Genomic DNA, 16,289 nt, shown 5'->3' with positions numbered 1-16,289 from the left:
TTATTGATATGTGTAAAGATTAATTTACATATAAAAAGGGCAATCCTTGACTGCCCTTTTAGATGGTTTTTCGTATTATTTTTTCACTGCACGATCAAGTTCTTGTGCGATGATTTCCATGCTTTCTAAACCACCAAACGCAAGATACCAATTGGCCGCATCAAGATACACAATGTGTCCATCTTTATACGCTTTGGTTTGTTTGATGATATCGTTATCCAATACTTTTTGTGCATTGTTGGCTTTTTCTGTAATGGCCGCTGTACGATCCACTACGAGTAAAAAGTCTGGATTTTTTTCTAAGATATATTCAAAACCAACACTTTGTCCATGCGTAGACGATTTGATGCTGTTATCAATCGGTTTAAAACCAAATTTTTGATACACCATGCCATAGCGAGAACCGTCACCAAAGGCACTGATTTTACTTTCATTAACCAATACCAACAAAGCTGTTTTGTCTTTCGCATCTTTTGCGACTTGGTCAACCTTGCTTTCCAATGCTGAAAGTTTTTCTTTCGCGACACTTTCTTTACCAAAAATCTGTCCAAGTGCGGTCACATTTTGTTGAAAACTTGGATAATAATTGGTGTAGTCATAATCCACATTCAACACGGGTGCAATTTCCTTAAACTTGTCGAGCATTTTTTCTTGACGTTTAGAAGCAATGATCAAATCCGGATTGAGCTCATTAATTTGCTCTAATGATTGCTCTTTCAAATCACCAACATTCTTATATTTTTTGTCTGCAAATTCTGCAAGATAAGCAGGGATTTTGCTACTTTGAGGAAAACCTACGACTTTATCTTGTACACCTAATGCACGAAGCGTATCAGCTGCACCAAAATCGAGAACCACCACACGTTGTGGATTTTGTGGCACGACTTGTTTTCCAACGGAATTTTCCACCGTAATATCCGCAGCTTGTACAACACCAGAAAGTGCGAAGAGTGAAAGTGCTAAAGTTGATAATGTTTTTTTCATAAAGATTTCCTTACTTATCTAAAATAAACGGCAATTTTATGGTCGTCGATATCCTGAATCGGAATCGTCATATCATAAATATCTTGTAATACGGTTGATTGCATAATGTGGTTAACTTCACCTTGTTGGACTAATTTTCCATTTTTCATGGCAACAATGTAGTCTGAATAACAAGAGGCGAAATTAATATCATGAATCACAATCACCACGGTTTTATTGAGTTCTGTCGCTAATTTACGCAAAACTTGCATGATCTGCACTGAATGCTTCATATCTAGATTATTTAATGGTTCATCCAACAAAATATAATCGGTATCTTGTGCAAGTGTCATCGCAATATAAGCGCGTTGTCGCTGCCCACCACTTAAGTTATCGATGTATTGGTGACGAATATCATCTAAATTCATATAGGCAATGGCATTATCAATAAAAGTACGGTCAGTTTTGGTTAAGTTTCCTTTGCTATAAGGAAAACGCCCAAAAGCGACTAAATCTTCAATGGTTAGACGCAAATTAATATTGTTAGTTTGCTTTAAAATCGCAAGTTGTTTCGCAATATCGCTACTTTTCTTACGATTGAGCAATTCACCGTTAAGATAGATCTCGCCACTATCAGCATTCAACAAACGGCTCATAATAGACAGTACCGTACTCTTCCCCGCGCCATTCGGCCCGATAAAAGACGTAATTTTCCCCGTAGGAATGGTAACGGACACATTATCCACCACCTTTTTGCTTCCGTAACTTTTAGTAATACTGCGAATTTCTATTGCCATTTTTTGTTTGCTCTTAATAACAAATAAATAAAGTACACACCGCCGACAAAATTAACGATGATGCTTAATGTCGTGCGGAAGGTAAAAATATGAGTAACCAATAATTGCCCAAAAACCAAGGTAATAATGGAAATTAACATCGCAGCAGGAATAAGCACCTTATGGCGATAATCACGAACAAATTCAAAGGTCACATTCATCACCAATAACCCAAGGAAAGTAAGTGGGCCAACAAGTGCGGTCGACACTGACGTTAAAATTGCCACGAGAATTAACAGGACTTTTAAGGTCTTTTGATAATCGATACCTAAGTTAATGGCATTTTCTCGCCCTAACGCCAACACATCAAAGCAATGCCAATATTTTAAACTGAAAACAATCGTCGTCACTAAAATGGCTAATGCGACCCACAAGATTTTAGTATTGATTCGGTTGAAACTTGCAAAGCCAATATCTTGTGCGATCTGAAATTCATTTGGATCAATCAACACTTCCATAAAGGTCGTTAAGCTACCAAAGAAGGTGCCGAAAATAATCCCGACAAGCAACAAGAAGAAAATATTTTGGTTTTCTTTCTTAAACAGGAAGTGATAAAGCACTAATGAAAACGCCATCATTAATCCCGTACACAAGACAAACAATGCAATCGAATTCATAGAAAGCAATGTGCTTGAACCGAAAAGGAAAATAATCGCCGTTTGAATCAGTAAATACAGCGAATCTAAACCTAAAATACTCGGCGTGAGAATTCGGTTATTCACAACCGTTTGGAAAATCATTGTAGCAAGTGCAATTGCCGCGCCTGTAATCACAATCGCAATTAAGGATAAGGCACGATTTTCCAAGGCATATTGCCAACGGTTTGGTAAGTTGTAGCCTAAATAGAGTGCAAGAGAAACAATGGCTAACAACGACAATACAATCAGTTGAGAAGAAGATTTCTTAGCCATTTCTATACCGTTTTAATAATAAAAACAAGAAGATACCACTGCCAAATACGCCAACTACGGCATTAATGGAAATCTCATAAGGATAAATCACACTTCGACCTAAAATATCGCAGAATAAAACAAATACGGCACCCAACAAGGCGGTATGAGATAACACTTTCTTCAAGTTATCCCCTAAATAAAGCGTGACGATATTCGGAATAATTAACCCCAAGAAAGGGATCACGCCAACAGACACGATAATAATCGAAGAGACCACTGCCACAATGAGCAATCCGAGATAAAGTACCTGGTTGTAATTTAGACCTAGATTAACCGCAAAATCTTTCCCCATCCCGACAATAGAAAAACGATGCGCAAATAAATAAGCCACAATGAGTGTAGGAATACTGAAATACAACAATTCATAGCGACCAGACATCACAAGAGAAAAGTCCCCTTGTAGCCACCCGGATAAGTTTTGCAATAGATCTTCTTTATAAGCGATAAAGGCGGTAATTGAACTGATGATATTACCGAACATAATCCCCACTAAAGGCACAAAAATCGTGTCCTTGAATTTCAAACGGGACAGAATCGTCATAAATAATAATGTGCCAAGGAAAGACACGATGACCGCAATGGCGGTTTTTAACAACATTGAAGCTGTTGGGAAAAACAGCATGGCCATTAAAATCCCTAATCTTGCACTATCCATGGTGCCCGCAGTGGTGGGAGAAACAAATCGGTTTCGACTGAGTTGCTGCATCACTAAACCACAAATACTTAGGGATGCGCCAGCAATTAAGATACTAATTAAACGAGGCACGCGACTAATTAAAAAGATCTGCCATTGATTACCTTCAAAATTCAGTAACCCTTGCAAATTAACGGTACTTACCCCGAGAAAAAGTGAAATAAAGGAAAGCACTATCAAAAGAAAAATCAGATAACGTCTCTTAATCATAAAAATGAGAATAATTCTAAAATGCAAAGAGAATAGCATATTGAGGAAAAAGAGAAAAGATGAAGTGCGGTCAGTTTTCAGCTAATTTTTTAGGCCTATAAAAAATGCGGTCAAATTTGACCGCATTTTATTCACTATAATTTTAATGTTCTTTCAACTTCTTTCGCTCGGACTAAGAATTGCTTACGCTCTGCAGTTGCCATACCGCTGCTGGTACCTGGTAATTTCACCGTAAGCGGGTTCACCGCTCGCTCATTGATATGAAACTCGTAGTGCAAGTGAGGCCCCGTTGAAATACCCGTATTCCCTGTTAATGCAATACGTTCCCCTTTCTTCACAGCTTGCCCTGCTCGAACTAAAGCACGACTTAAATGCATATACACCGTTTGATATTCACGACCATGACGTATCACAACATAACGTCCTGCACCACCGGCTTGGTAAGCCACTTTTTCCACCACACCTTCTGCTGGCGCAATAACTGGTGTACCTGGTGCGACAGCAAAGTCTACCCCTTTATGTGGGCGAACACGTCCCGTTACTGGATGGCGGCGATTTGGGTTAAATGGTGACGAAATACGTGCTTGGCGTTGTAATGGATAACGCGCAAAGCCTTTACCAAGAGTTTCACCTTGCTTATCGTAGTAACGACCATTCGCCGCTTGAATACCATAATAACTCTTACCATCGGCTATAATATGAATCGCTTCAACGTTACCTTGCCCCGTTAATTTATCGCCTAAATATTCGCGAGACACTAAAATCGCAAATTTAGTCCCTTTACTGAGTTTTTGGAGACTCACCTGCCACTGTAACGCAGAACTTAATTGGCTGATTTGACGACCATCCAAACCTAAATCACGTAAACTTGAAGCAAAGGATCCGTTAATCGTGCCTTTTAGCACTTCTTTCTTCCAGATACTTTTCTTCTCTAGAATTTGGCGTTTAAACTTACCGTCTTCCGTGCGTTCATAAATACGTTCTTCTTTTTCAGACACCAACCAGTTTAAATACTCCAGCTGATCTTCTTTATCTAAAATCCAATAGAACTGCTGACCGGCGCGTAAGTTTTTTAATTCAGGATATTCGGCAATTAAATTTTTCGCCGTATCATCTTCTAAACCAGAAAGCTCTAACACGTCTTTTAAAGAGTCGCCACGCACCACGGTATGACTAAATTGATCGGTAATACGCAATGCCTGATCAGCTACATCTAAAATGCCACTGAGCGCATCTTGTGCATCTTTTGGCAAATCAGTTAGCTCATCAAACTGTGGTTTAATTTCATCTACTTCATCATCTTTGGCTTGAAGATCATCATCGTAAGAAGTCGCATCTTCCGTATTCGCATTCTGCTTAGTTTCAGGATGTTCGCCTGCTTGAGTTTGTTGCTTATCTGATTCTGTTTTTTCAGGTGTAAGGGATTGATATTGAACGTTATCCACCATCTCTGGCTCAAGATTACTTTGCAAAGAAGGATCATAATCAGCGGTATCTTTAAAAGCGAGGAAAATACCCGTTAAAATAAGCAAAAGTGCGGCAAAAAAAATCGCCGCTTTTATACGGGATTTTCGTTTCCGTCGATCTCTAGCTAATTTAACGTGTTGCAAAATAGATACCTTTAAAATGAATAAAAAGCTTTTCGCTCTTCAGACTACAAACTCTAAAAAAAATTCATTTTACCCTAAAAATGTCAAATCTTATGCCTAAATATTAGGCATAGTCAGAATTTCTTGAGAAAAACAAGGAAATGAGCTATTTTAGTGAGCCATTTTTAAAGGGGGGATTATGCAGATTCACGCCATTCAACCAGCCCAACCAACACCATTAATTACGCTGAAAAATATCAATGTGGTCTTTGAACAAAAGACAGCATTACGGGATATTAATTTCAGCATTTATCCTAATTCAATTATCACCATTGTAGGCCCAAATGGTGGGGGGAAATCGACCCTCTTGAAAACCTTATTAAAATTACAACCGCCGACATCCGGTGAGGTGATTTATAGCACCAATGTCAGAATTGGCTATGTCCCACAAAAAATTCACCTCGATCACAGCTTACCAATGACGGTTGAGCGTTTTCTGGCACTCAAAAAAGGTGTTAAAACGCAAGAAATATCAACCGCACTTGAGCAACTCTCTATCACTCATTTGAGAAAAAATAATATGCAAAAACTCTCAGGTGGGGAAATGCAACGCGTGTTATTAGCTCGTGCGATTTTGAACAAACCCAATTTACTGGTGCTAGATGAACCAACTCAAGGGGTCGATATTAATGGTCAAGCTGAACTTTATCAGCTGATTCACCGTACTCAACAAGCCTTAAATTGTGCGGTTTTAATGGTTTCCCATGATTTGCATATCGTGATGGCGGACAGTAAAGAAGTGTTGTGCATCAATCAACATATTCGCTGTGCCGGCACACCCGAAAGTTTATCGAATGATCCAACATTTATACGCCTTTGGGGCAACCAAATCTCACAAAATGTGGGCTTTTATACGCACCATCATAATCATCATCATAATATGCACGGTGATGTTTGTAGTTGCAGTGCCAATCCATCTGAATGCCAACAATAAGGAAAAATCATGTTTGAGATTTTATTTCCCGCCTTGCTTACGGGATTACTGCTTTCCTTAATTACCGCACCACTGGGTGCTTTTGTGGTGTGGCGTAAAATGGCTTATTTTGGTGATACCCTTTCCCACTCGGCCTTGCTTGGTGTGGCGTTAGGGATTTTCCTACAAATTAATCCTTATGTTGCCATTGTAATTTTGACGATTATTCTCGCTGTATTGATGGTATGGCTCGAAAGTAACACGCAATTTTCAGTGGATACCCTTTTAGGGATTATCGCACACAGTTGTCTTTCTCTTGGTGTAGTCACAGTTGGCTTACTTAAAAATGTCCGTGTAGATTTAATGAGTTATCTTTTTGGGGATTTGCTTGCCATTAATTTTAACGATTTACCTTATATTGGCGCGGGTGTTGTTATTGTATTAGGCACACTGCTTTACTTCTGGCAAGCCTTACTCTCCACCACAGTTTCACCTGAACTGGCTCAAGTGGAGGGCATTAACATTAAAAAAATGCGATTCATCTTAATGATTTTGACCGCACTGACGATTGCCTTAAGCATGAAGTTTGTTGGAGCCCTGATTATTACATCGCTATTAATTATTCCCGCCGCAACAGCAAGACGTTTTGCCAAAACACCTGAACAAATGGTATTTATTGCCATTTTAATCAGTATGCTTTCCGTCGTTGGCGGGTTATTCCTTTCCGCCTTTTATGATACCGCTGCGGGGCCTTCTGTCGTGATTTGTTCCGCATTTTTGTTTTTGTTATCATTACTAAAAAAGGAATATTTATAATCCGCTCCAACCAGTGAAAACCATTTGCACCGCACCTTAAATCTTGATAAAGTGCGGGCAACTTTTGACGATATTTTAGGATAAGAAATGAGCCAAGAATATTTAGATTTTGAATTACCTATTGCTGAACTTGAAGCCAAAATTGAAGCGCTACGTTCAGCATCTGATGACAAAATTGATTTACACGATGAAATTAAACGCTTACAAAAGAAAAGCGATGAATTAACCAAAAAAACCTTTGCAAATCTTGATGCATGGCAGGTTTCTCGTATGGCACGTCACCCAAATCGTCCATACACGCTTGATTATATCGAACATATTTTTACTGATTTCCAAGAACTTGCAGGCGATCGTGCCTTTGCAGATGATAAAGCAATCGTAGGTGGTCTTGCTCGTTTAGATGGTCGCGCGGTAATGATTATCGGTCACCAAAAAGGTCGTACAGTAAAAGATAAAGTAACACGTAACTTTGGTATGCCAGCACCTGAAGGCTATCGTAAAGCATTACGTTTAATGCAAATGGCTGAGCGTTTTAACTTACCTATCATTACCTTTATCGACACACCAGGGGCTTACCCGGGCATCGGTGCGGAAGAACGTGGTCAATCTGAAGCCATTGCTCGTAACTTACGTGAAATGTCTACCTTAAAAGTGCCTGTTATCTGTACGGTAATCGGTGAAGGCGGTTCTGGTGGTGCATTAGCTATTGGTGTCGGTGACAAAGTGAATATGTTGCAATATTCAACCTATTCTGTTATTTCACCAGAAGGCTGTGCTTCTATCTTATGGAAAAGCGCAGAAAAAGCGTCAACCGCAGCAGAAGTCATGGGCTTAACCGCAACTCGTTTAAAAGAGTTAGGTTTAATTGATAATATCGTTCAAGAGCCATTAGGTGGTGCACATCGTAATTATCATGAAATGGCACGTAATTTAAAACAATGCCTTGTTGAAGAACTAAACGAACTCGATACCTTCGACAAAGATGGCTTATTAGAAAGACGTTATGAACGTTTAATGTCTTACGGTTATTGTTAATAAAATAGAAAAAGAGCGGTTAGTTTAACCGCTCTTTTTGTGTTTTGAGAATAAGGCATAGATACGAGCAAAAGTATCAACACTAAAATAAAAATAATGTAAAAGGAGTTCAAAATGAAAAATGTATTAGCCATTCAATCTCACGTGGTTTATGGTTTTGCCGGCAATAAATCTGCCACCTTTCCAATGCAGCTATTAGGCGTAGATGTATGGGCACTCAATACTGTGCAATTTTCTAACCACACCCAATATGGCAAATGGACAGGCATGGTGATTCCACAAGAACAAATTGGTGAGATCGCTAACGGTTTAGATGCCATTGGAAAACTGCAAGAATGTGATGCATTGCTTTCTGGCTATTTAGGTTCAGCTGAGCAAGTTGACAAAATTATCTATGCTTTAGAAAAAATCAAAGCACGTAACCCAAATGCACTTTACTTGTGCGATCCTGTGATGCCAAATGCCGAAAAAGTCTGCGTAGTAGCTGATGGTGTACGTGAACGCTTAATTGAAAAAGCCATTCCACGTGCGGATATCATGACCCCAAATCTTTCCGAACTTCGTACGCTTTCTGACTTCCCTATCAATACGTTTGACGATGTGCTGAAAGCCGCCAATGCATTAGTGGCCAAAGGTGTGAAAAAAGTGTTGGTCAAACACCTAGGAAAAGCAGGTAAATTAAATGATCCTGATACCTTTGAAATTATTATGGCGACACCTGAAGGTGTATGGCATTTAAGCCGTCCGCTTTATAAATTTAACTTTGAACCTGTTGGTGTGGGTGATTTAATTGCGGGGACTTTCTTGGCGCATTACTTAAACTGTGGCAACGATGTTGAAGCTTTTGAAAAAATGAATAATGCTGTTGCAGGCGTAATGAAAACCACCTTTGATTTGAAATCTTACGAACTCCAACCTATTGCTGCACGTTTTGAGATCTTAAATCCAAGCACAAACTACAAAGCTGTTAAAGTTGCCTAATGGATCTTTTTTCATTATTCCAAGCACAAATTCCAACCACCGCCAATAAGCTTCTCACCGCTTTTAGCGGTGGTTTGGATTCAACTGCACTGCTTTCTTTAGTTAAAAAACTCAGAGAAAAACGACCGCACTTAAGCCTGCGAGCTATCCATATCCATCACGGATTAAGCCCGAATGCGGATGCTTGGACTGCACATTGCCAACAACGCTGTAAACAATTTGCCATTCCACTTATTATTGAAAAAGTCAAAGTGGAAATGCATGATGGCATTGAAGCCGGCGCTAGAGAAGCCCGTTATCAGGCGATTTTAAAACATATTCAGCCAGATGAATATCTGGTCACTGCGCATCATTTAAATGATCAAACTGAAACCTTTTTCCTGGCGCTCAAACGAGGCGCGGGATTACAAGGTTTAGGTGCTATGCAAAAAGAAAGCCAATTATTTGGGATGCCTATTCTACGCCCGCTCCTTTCTTTTAGACGAAGTGAATTAGAAGATTACATTCATCAAGAAAATCTGTCTTGGGTCGAAGACGAAAGTAATCAAGATAATTATTACGATCGCAATTTTTTACGCAACCAAATTTTGCCTGAAATATGCCAACGCTGGGGGCATTTTGATCATGCAGTTCAGCGTGCCGCACAACATTGTTTTGAGCAACAACAACTAATTAATGAATTATTACAACCTTGCTTTGAGCAGCATCTTCTTGAGGATCAAAAACAGTTTTCACTCGTAAATTTTCTAGGCTATTCATCGCAAAAACAAACCGCACTTTTACGAATGTGGTTGGCAAAAAATCAGATTGCCATGCCTACGCAGGTTCAATTAATGCATATTATTGATGATGTGATTAAGGCCAAAATTGAGGCATCTCCACAATTTCAACTTGGAGAGCATATTATTCGCCGCTATCAACAATGTCTCTATTTAACAGGAAAATTCGTTGATTTGTCGCAAACTTGTATTGATATGCCATTAAATCAACAGATTACCTTGCCTGATAATCTTGGAACAATTTGTGCAGCCCACAACGCGAAAGGCATTTTAGTCAATTGGAACGAAAAACAGGTTCAACTTGCCGATACACAAGAACCGATTCAAATACGATTTGCTTATACTGGCAAAGTGAAACGACAGCATAATCGCCCTGCCGAAACCATGAAAAAAATCTGGCAAGAGCTCGGTGTTCCGCCTTGGCAACGGAATCGCATTCCACTCATTTTTTATGGTGAGACTTTACAAAGTGCGGTGGGTTTTTTCCGTGTTTTTCAGAACTTAGAGAAATAAAAAAATGGGTGATGATTCACCCATTTTTATTATCTAGAAACGCCTTCAAAATACCTGCAGTAAACTCTTTACGTAAATAAAAGCCCAAAGGCAAGGTATCAATCACTTCCCCATTTTTACCAATGCCTTTTGTAATGGCCTTACTGTTTGCGCCTTTTGGACGCAGTTGCATGACTTCACCAATACGTGCCGTAATCTGATCTAACTTTCCGAGCACAATATAATCCATCAACTCTTCCCAATCTTGGCGTAATTGATGTTCTTGTTCAGTCGAAGGTTGCCATAAGATAGGTTGGCCAATATGGCGCTCACGCAAAGGAATATCTCGACTGCCTTCAATGGGAATCCACAAGACTTTCGATAATTTATGACGAACGTGTGAATTTTCCCAATTTACCCCAGCGTTTTGAACCAAGGGCGCAATGCTCACAAACGTGGTTTCCAACGGAAAACCTTCGGTATTAATGGGTAACGTTTTTAATTCAATGCCTAAATGGGAAAAGTCCTGTTCTGCTTTACTGCCGGCAGTCGCTCCTAATGCGGTTTCAAGCAACATTCCAACCCAACCTTTATCGCGTTTTAAATCAGGCGGAACAGGAATATTTAACTCATCTGCAAGTTCGCCAAAGGTTAACCCCGCAATAGATTGCGCTTTTTCTAATAAGGCTTGTTCGGTTTGTGGGATCATGCGTGGTATTTCTTCAATAATTTCGGTTTAACGTATTCTACGCCTTTGTCGATGTAAGGAATATTTTCTAACTTCAATAAAAAGCGTTTTGCTGGCAATCCACCACCAAAACCAGTGATTTCACATTTTTTCCCTAATACACGATGACATGGAATGATAATACTAATGGGATTACTCCCAACAGCACCGCCAACTGCTCGCACCGCCTTAGGGTTATTAATACTTTCGGCTAATCCACCATAACTGGCTGTTTTACCATAAGGAATTTGACGCAATGCTTTCCAAATCGCTTGTTGAAATGCGGTACCTTTAGGCGATAAAGGAATATCGGAGAAACTTTCTGGCTCGCCATTAAAATAACGCCTTAAAGCGCACCGCACTTTTTCAAAAAGCGGTAAATCTTCTCGTAAAATCCAATTTGGATTTGGCGTGGTTTGTTCTAACTCACAATCTAAATTTGTAAGGTTTTCACCATCAGAAAGCATTAATAACCGACCGATTGGTGAATCCATATAAGCATAAAAAAGTGCGGTCATTTTTCTCCCGTTTTTTATGGGACCATATAAGAAAAAAGCACACCGAACCTGCATTCGGTGTGCTGCGTATTATGCTAAATTTTTAACAAATTAGAAACTGTAGTTTAAGTTTAAACCATAAAGGTTAGCACTTGCTTTAGAGGTATAATTCGCTGTTACTGTTGCTAAACCACCAATTGGTTGGCTTTCGGTGAAGTGAATTTTTTTACCACGTAAGTGCGCAAAGCCCGCATCAATAGAAAGATTCGGGGTAAATTTATAAGTTGCCCCTACGCTATACCACATACGATCTGTATCTGGAATAGATGCACTCACATGTTCTGTTGGTGCTGCCGCTTCATCATAAGCTATACCGGCACGAAGCGTTAATTTATCATTTACATTATAGGTTGTACCTAATGCATAACGAGAATTGCTACGGTATTTTTCATCTTTATGGAAAGCAAGTTCACCGTCATTAAAGGTGGCGTGTAACTCTTTGAAACGGCTCCAATGTGTAAATTTGTAGCTATAGTGCAATGCCAAATTATCTGTCACTTGGTGGAAACCTGATAATTCTAAATAATCTGGTAAGTGTAATGTTAATCCACCTGCAGCAGGGCCTTGACCACGAATAGTACGACTCGCACTCACAGCATTATCATCTTCAAAGTCAATATCGACTTTTGAATGATAGGCTAAACCAACACGGTTATTTTCGTTAAACTCGTACACTAAACCTGCATTCCAACCGAAACCCCATGCATTTTTATCTTGTAAGTGGGTTAGTACAGTTTCTTTATTCACTCCTTGTAAGCGAGCTAAAGATGCGGCAGCACTTTGAGGAATTTTTCCTGCTTTAACTAGTCCAGGAACTAATGGTGCAACATTTTTTACTGCATCACTTAAAATACCAGCACGACGTTCAATTTCTGCTTTGGCATAAACTGCATTTAACCCCACACCAGCAGTTAAACCTTGAGAAACACGATATGAACCGCTTAAATTTAAGTTAATCGCGCTTAAATCGGTTTTACCGCCGAATACACCTGCATTGTAATCTGATTCATATTCACTTTTTAATCCAAAATTCACATTCATACCACCACCAATGGCAAATTTGTCATTAATTGGTGCCACAAAATACATATTTGGAATCAATGAACCAGGAACAACACTATTATGAGCTGCAGAACCAACAGCAACGGTACGACCTAGTGCATTAACTGTAACTGGACCACTCATGTGAATTTTAGAATCCACATAAACGCCACCCACAGAGAATTGATTAGTTTTGAATAAACTCATTAATGCAGGGTTAGTTGCAACTACTGCAGCATTATCAACAATTGCTGCTTCACCGGCATAAGCACGACCAAGACCGGATGTAGAAACTTCTGCTAATTGGAATGCGGCTGCATTTGCACCGCTTGCTGCTAACAATGTGGTCATTGCTAATAGCGTTTTATTAAATTTTGTCATTTGGAACCTTTTGTTATTAATAATAATGAAAAAATCCGCGAGATTCTAAAACTCCAATAAATGGAGTGCAAATTATTTTAGATTAATTTAAAAGTGTTCCGACCAGTGATAAATAAATGATATTTAAATTAAAAAAATGCGGTACTTTGGCAGAGCATTTTAAAAATGCTAGAATAGAACCAATCTTAATTTTAAATAAGGAAATCCTATGACAGTAACATGCAAAGCAGAAGAATCTCTCACTTGTAGTTGTGTTGATGTGGGTACGATTATTGACGGTTCAGATTGCTCTGTTGATATTCATCAAACCTATGCGAATAAAGCTGAAGCTGAAGCGGCACTTAATCGTTTCATTGAAAAAGCACGCAAAACAGAAAGCGATCCTTGCGACATTAAAAGTGAAATCACAGAAACTGAGAATGGCGCCAATTTAACGGCGCGTTTTACATTTAGCTGCCAAGCTGAAGCGATGATTTTCGAATTAGCAAATCGCTAAAAATATTTTAGAAATTGACCGCACTTTATCATGCAAAATAAAGTGCGGTTATTTTTTTGCTTAAATCCTAATTAAATCACTATCGCAAACGTTTGCTTAATCTGATACAATCACGCCGTTTTATTATTGAACCTAAAAATATAGGATAGCATTGTGAGCAAACCATCATTAAGTTATAAAGATGCAGGCGTGGATATTAATGCCGGTAATGAATTAGTTGAACGTATTAAACCACACGTGAAACGAACTACTCGTCCTGAAGTCATCGGGGGATTAGGTGGGTTTGGCGCATTATGTGCTATTCCGGGCAAATATAAAGAACCGATCCTCGTTTCAGGTACAGACGGTGTAGGAACAAAACTACGTTTAGCCATTGACTTAAAAAAACACGATACCATTGGTATTGATTTGGTTGCGATGTGTGTTAACGATTTAGTGGTTCAAGGCGCCGAACCATTATTCTTCTTAGACTACTATGCGACAGGAAAACTTGATGTGGATGTTGCATCCGATGTAGTGAAAGGCATTGCAGAAGGCTGTGTACAATCGGGTTGTGCATTAGTGGGTGGCGAAACCGCTGAAATGCCGGGTATGTACCACGCTGGCGATTATGACCTAGCAGGTTTCTGTGTGGGTGTCGTCGAAAAATCAGAAATCATTGATGGTAGCCAAGTTAAAGTAGGAGATGCTTTAATTGCACTAGGTTCAAGTGGCCCGCATTCAAATGGTTATTCTTTAATTCGTAAAGTCATTGATGTTGCTGGCGTCAATCCAGCCACTGAGCAATTAGATGGTCGTCCATTAAGTGAACAAGTGCTTGCACCGACAAAAATCTATGTAAAATCTGTTCTCGCTTTAATCAAACAAATGGAAGTCCATGCTATCGCACACTTAACGGGTGGCGGTTTCTGGGAAAATATCCCTCGTGTATTACCGAAAAATACCAAAGCTGTTATCGATGAAAGCAGTTGGGAATGGCAACCCGTATTCAAATGGTTACAAGAAAAAGGCAACATTGAAACCTATGAAATGTACCGTACATTTAACTGTGGCGTTGGTATGGTGATTGCATTACCACAATCGCAAGTGGAAACCGCTTTAGCGATTTTAAAACAATCCGGTGAAAATGCCTGGTTAATCGGTCATATTGAAAATGCGACAGATAACGAACCACAAGTTATTATTAAATAATTTCTCTTTTCCATTTCAGGGCGAAAATTTCAGAATGAAAGGTTCGCCCTTCTTTTATGTAGAATAATATGAAAAAAATTGCCGTCCTGATTTCAGGACAAGGAGCAAATCTTCAAGCAATAATTGAGGCTTGCCAAACGGGGGTTATTCCAGGAAAGATTGTGACCGTCATCAGTAATAACATCGATTCATTTGGCTTAGAACGAGCTGAAAGTGCGGGCATTCCTAACCGCGTTTTTTTACGTCAAGATTTTACGTCCAATCTCGATATGGATAAGGCTATCGGTGATTATTTAGAAGATCTCAGTATTGATCTCATTGTGTTAGCCGGTTATATGAAAATCTTAACGAAACCATTTACACAACGTTTTGCTGGGAAAATTTTAAATATTCATCCTTCCCTTCTGCCAAAATATCCTGGGTTACATACTTATCAAAGAGCACTTGAGAATGGCGACAGCGAACACGGTACAACTGTGCATTTTGTCAATGAAGAGATCGATGGTGGTGCCATTGTGTTACAAGCTAAAGTGCCTATTTTCCCTGGTGATACCGTCGAGGAAATTGAACTTCGTACGCGTGAACAGGAATATAATATTTATCCTTTAGTGATTAAATGGTTTATTGAAGAGCGATTAAAACTGATTGAAAATCAAGCTTATTTAGATGGTAAGTTGCTACCGCCTAATGGCTATGCTTATGAATAAAACGATATTCTCTCTTGAAAATGGTAAATGAAATCACCATTAAATAACCTGATTTTATGAAAAAAACAATAAACCCTGTATAATCGGGGTTTTATTATTGTGGGATATAGTATGCAAATTAATTTTACTCAGATTTTTCAAGATAGCCTCAACTTTATGCGTAATCAGCGAAAAACCGTGCTGATTTTCATTGGTATTTTCGTCATCTCACAATTGATTAATGCACTAGTCAGTGTCCCAATGCCGAGTTTGGGTGATAATCCTAATCCATCACAACAGGATATTATTGATGCATTGAGCAAAGTGGAGCCAACTGCACTGATTGGATCTTTTTTATTCCAACAATTATTGATGTCTTTTATTGCGACCTTCGGTATTGCAACCATTCATCATATTAGTCTGCAAAATGAAAATCCGATTAATCAAGGTCTCATGCTTACATTGCGTCGTTTTTTAGGTGTGGTCGTTTTAGATATTTTTATGAGCTTGCCACTTCTCTTTGGCATAGCGGATGTCATGAGCTCATTTTTAAGCAAAAATGCCCTCTCCCCTCTAGCCTTTGTTTCAATGGTATTTGGTTTATTTTTCTTTGTTCGCCTATGCTTATCGCCTGTGCATTACATTGCCGCAAATCAATCTATCGGGCAAAGTGCTTTACAGGTGTGGCGTGCAGGTATTAAACGTAATGGCGTATTAATTATTTATGCCTTGCTCACTTATTTATTTCTTCCTTTAGTGGTGAATACCATTGGTGCAATCTTGGGTTCATCATTTTTAAGTGCTATCGTTGGTATCTTGGCTGCATTATTTCAACTATTTATTTTGGTATTTACTTACCGTTTTTACAGTTTATTTATGAAGGCATAAT

Annotated in this window: 17 protein-coding genes; 9 read left to right on the top strand and 8 right to left on the bottom strand. The window is 39.0% G+C overall.

The window, feature by feature from the left end; translation table 11 throughout:
* Positions 1-75: 75 nt before the first annotated feature.
* The 5 genes from DPV95_RS03460 to mepM all read right to left on the bottom strand — a co-directional run bounded on the left by DPV95_RS03460 (position 76) and on the right by mepM (position 5,266).
* Entirely contained in the window at positions 76-984 is a 909-nt protein-coding gene (locus DPV95_RS03460; RefSeq protein WP_049381640.1) for a siderophore ABC transporter substrate-binding protein, read from the bottom strand.
* A gap of 14 nt (positions 985-998) precedes the next feature.
* Positions 999-1,760 carry an iron ABC transporter ATP-binding protein gene (locus DPV95_RS03455; protein ID WP_111406649.1) on the bottom strand — a complete coding sequence of 254 codons (762 nt, stop codon included), beginning with the start codon at positions 1,758-1,760 and terminating at the stop codon, positions 999-1,001.
* Positions 1,751-2,710 (bottom strand): iron chelate uptake ABC transporter family permease subunit, encoded by a 960-nt coding sequence (locus DPV95_RS03450; protein WP_111406648.1) that lies wholly within the window; start codon positions 2,708-2,710, stop codon positions 1,751-1,753. The genes DPV95_RS03455 and DPV95_RS03450 overlap by 10 nt, the downstream gene beginning before the upstream one ends.
* The gene (locus DPV95_RS03445) at positions 2,703-3,656 is read right to left on the bottom strand and encodes an ABC transporter permease (protein ID WP_049369155.1); all 954 of its coding nucleotides are present in this window, start codon (positions 3,654-3,656) and stop codon (positions 2,703-2,705) included. The genes DPV95_RS03450 and DPV95_RS03445 overlap by 8 nt, the downstream gene beginning before the upstream one ends.
* Before the next feature lie 134 nt (positions 3,657-3,790).
* On the bottom strand, positions 3,791-5,266 hold the full coding sequence (gene mepM / locus DPV95_RS03440) for a murein DD-endopeptidase MepM (RefSeq protein ID WP_049369154.1): 1,476 nt from the start codon (positions 5,264-5,266) through the stop codon (positions 3,791-3,793).
* 178 nt (positions 5,267-5,444) lie between these two features.
* Between mepM and znuC the strand changes: the two genes are divergently transcribed.
* From znuC to tilS, 5 genes are all read left to right on the top strand, one after another.
* Positions 5,445-6,239: a zinc ABC transporter ATP-binding protein ZnuC gene (gene znuC, locus DPV95_RS03435; RefSeq protein ID WP_049370526.1), complete on the top strand. Its 795-nt coding sequence runs from the start codon at positions 5,445-5,447 to the stop codon at positions 6,237-6,239.
* A gap of 9 nt (positions 6,240-6,248) precedes the next feature.
* Entirely contained in the window at positions 6,249-7,034 is a 786-nt protein-coding gene (gene znuB, locus DPV95_RS03430) for a zinc ABC transporter permease subunit ZnuB (RefSeq protein WP_005696720.1), read from the top strand.
* A gap of 87 nt (positions 7,035-7,121) precedes the next feature.
* Complete coding sequence (gene accA / locus DPV95_RS03425; protein ID WP_049368033.1) at positions 7,122-8,069, top strand: acetyl-CoA carboxylase carboxyl transferase subunit alpha; 948 nt, start codon at positions 7,122-7,124, stop codon at positions 8,067-8,069.
* A 114-nt stretch (positions 8,070-8,183) separates the two neighbouring features.
* Positions 8,184-9,050 (top strand): pyridoxal kinase, encoded by an 867-nt coding sequence (pdxY, locus tag DPV95_RS03420; RefSeq protein ID WP_049364468.1) that lies wholly within the window; start codon positions 8,184-8,186, stop codon positions 9,048-9,050.
* Positions 9,050-10,342: a tRNA lysidine(34) synthetase TilS gene (gene tilS / locus DPV95_RS03415; protein ID WP_049368034.1), complete on the top strand. Its 1,293-nt coding sequence runs from the start codon at positions 9,050-9,052 to the stop codon at positions 10,340-10,342. Before pdxY ends, tilS begins: the two co-directional genes overlap by 1 nt.
* A 16-nt stretch (positions 10,343-10,358) precedes the next feature.
* Here the strand turns inward: tilS and mutH are convergent, their stop codons facing one another.
* From mutH to DPV95_RS03400, 3 genes are all read right to left on the bottom strand, one after another.
* Positions 10,359-11,030 (bottom strand): DNA mismatch repair endonuclease MutH, encoded by a 672-nt coding sequence (gene mutH / locus DPV95_RS03410; RefSeq protein ID WP_049368035.1) that lies wholly within the window; start codon positions 11,028-11,030, stop codon positions 10,359-10,361.
* The gene (locus DPV95_RS03405; RefSeq protein ID WP_049368036.1) at positions 11,027-11,566 is read right to left on the bottom strand and encodes a methylated-DNA--[protein]-cysteine S-methyltransferase; all 540 of its coding nucleotides are present in this window, start codon (positions 11,564-11,566) and stop codon (positions 11,027-11,029) included. Before DPV95_RS03405 ends, mutH begins: the two co-directional genes overlap by 4 nt.
* A 90-nt stretch (positions 11,567-11,656) precedes the next feature.
* On the bottom strand, positions 11,657-13,027 hold the full coding sequence (locus DPV95_RS03400) for a porin (RefSeq protein WP_049368037.1): 1,371 nt from the start codon (positions 13,025-13,027) through the stop codon (positions 11,657-11,659).
* Between the two features lie 208 nt (positions 13,028-13,235).
* On the opposite strand from DPV95_RS03400, the gene DPV95_RS03395 reads away from it, so the two are divergent.
* The 4 genes from DPV95_RS03395 (at position 13,236) to DPV95_RS03380 (ending at position 16,288) form a co-directional block, all read left to right on the top strand.
* Positions 13,236-13,523 carry a YfcZ/YiiS family protein gene (locus DPV95_RS03395; RefSeq protein WP_005697117.1) on the top strand — a complete coding sequence of 96 codons (288 nt, stop codon included), beginning with the start codon at positions 13,236-13,238 and terminating at the stop codon, positions 13,521-13,523.
* Positions 13,524-13,676: 153 nt separating this feature from the next.
* On the top strand, positions 13,677-14,714 hold the full coding sequence (gene purM / locus DPV95_RS03390) for a phosphoribosylformylglycinamidine cyclo-ligase (protein ID WP_049368038.1): 1,038 nt from the start codon (positions 13,677-13,679) through the stop codon (positions 14,712-14,714).
* 68 nt (positions 14,715-14,782) lie between these two features.
* Entirely contained in the window at positions 14,783-15,421 is a 639-nt protein-coding gene (gene purN, locus DPV95_RS03385; RefSeq protein WP_049368039.1) for a phosphoribosylglycinamide formyltransferase, read from the top strand.
* A 111-nt stretch (positions 15,422-15,532) separates the two neighbouring features.
* A complete protein-coding gene (locus DPV95_RS03380) occupies positions 15,533-16,288 on the top strand; it encodes a hypothetical protein (RefSeq protein ID WP_049384326.1) in 756 nt (251 codons plus the stop codon).
* Position 16,289 lies beyond the last annotated feature (1 nt).

It is taken from the genome of Haemophilus parainfluenzae (assembly GCF_003252755.1).
Classification (GTDB): Bacteria; Pseudomonadota; Gammaproteobacteria; order Enterobacterales; family Pasteurellaceae; genus Haemophilus_D; species Haemophilus_D parainfluenzae_N.
Note: the sequence above shows the minus strand (reverse complement) of the source record. Positions and strands in the feature narration are given on the sequence as shown.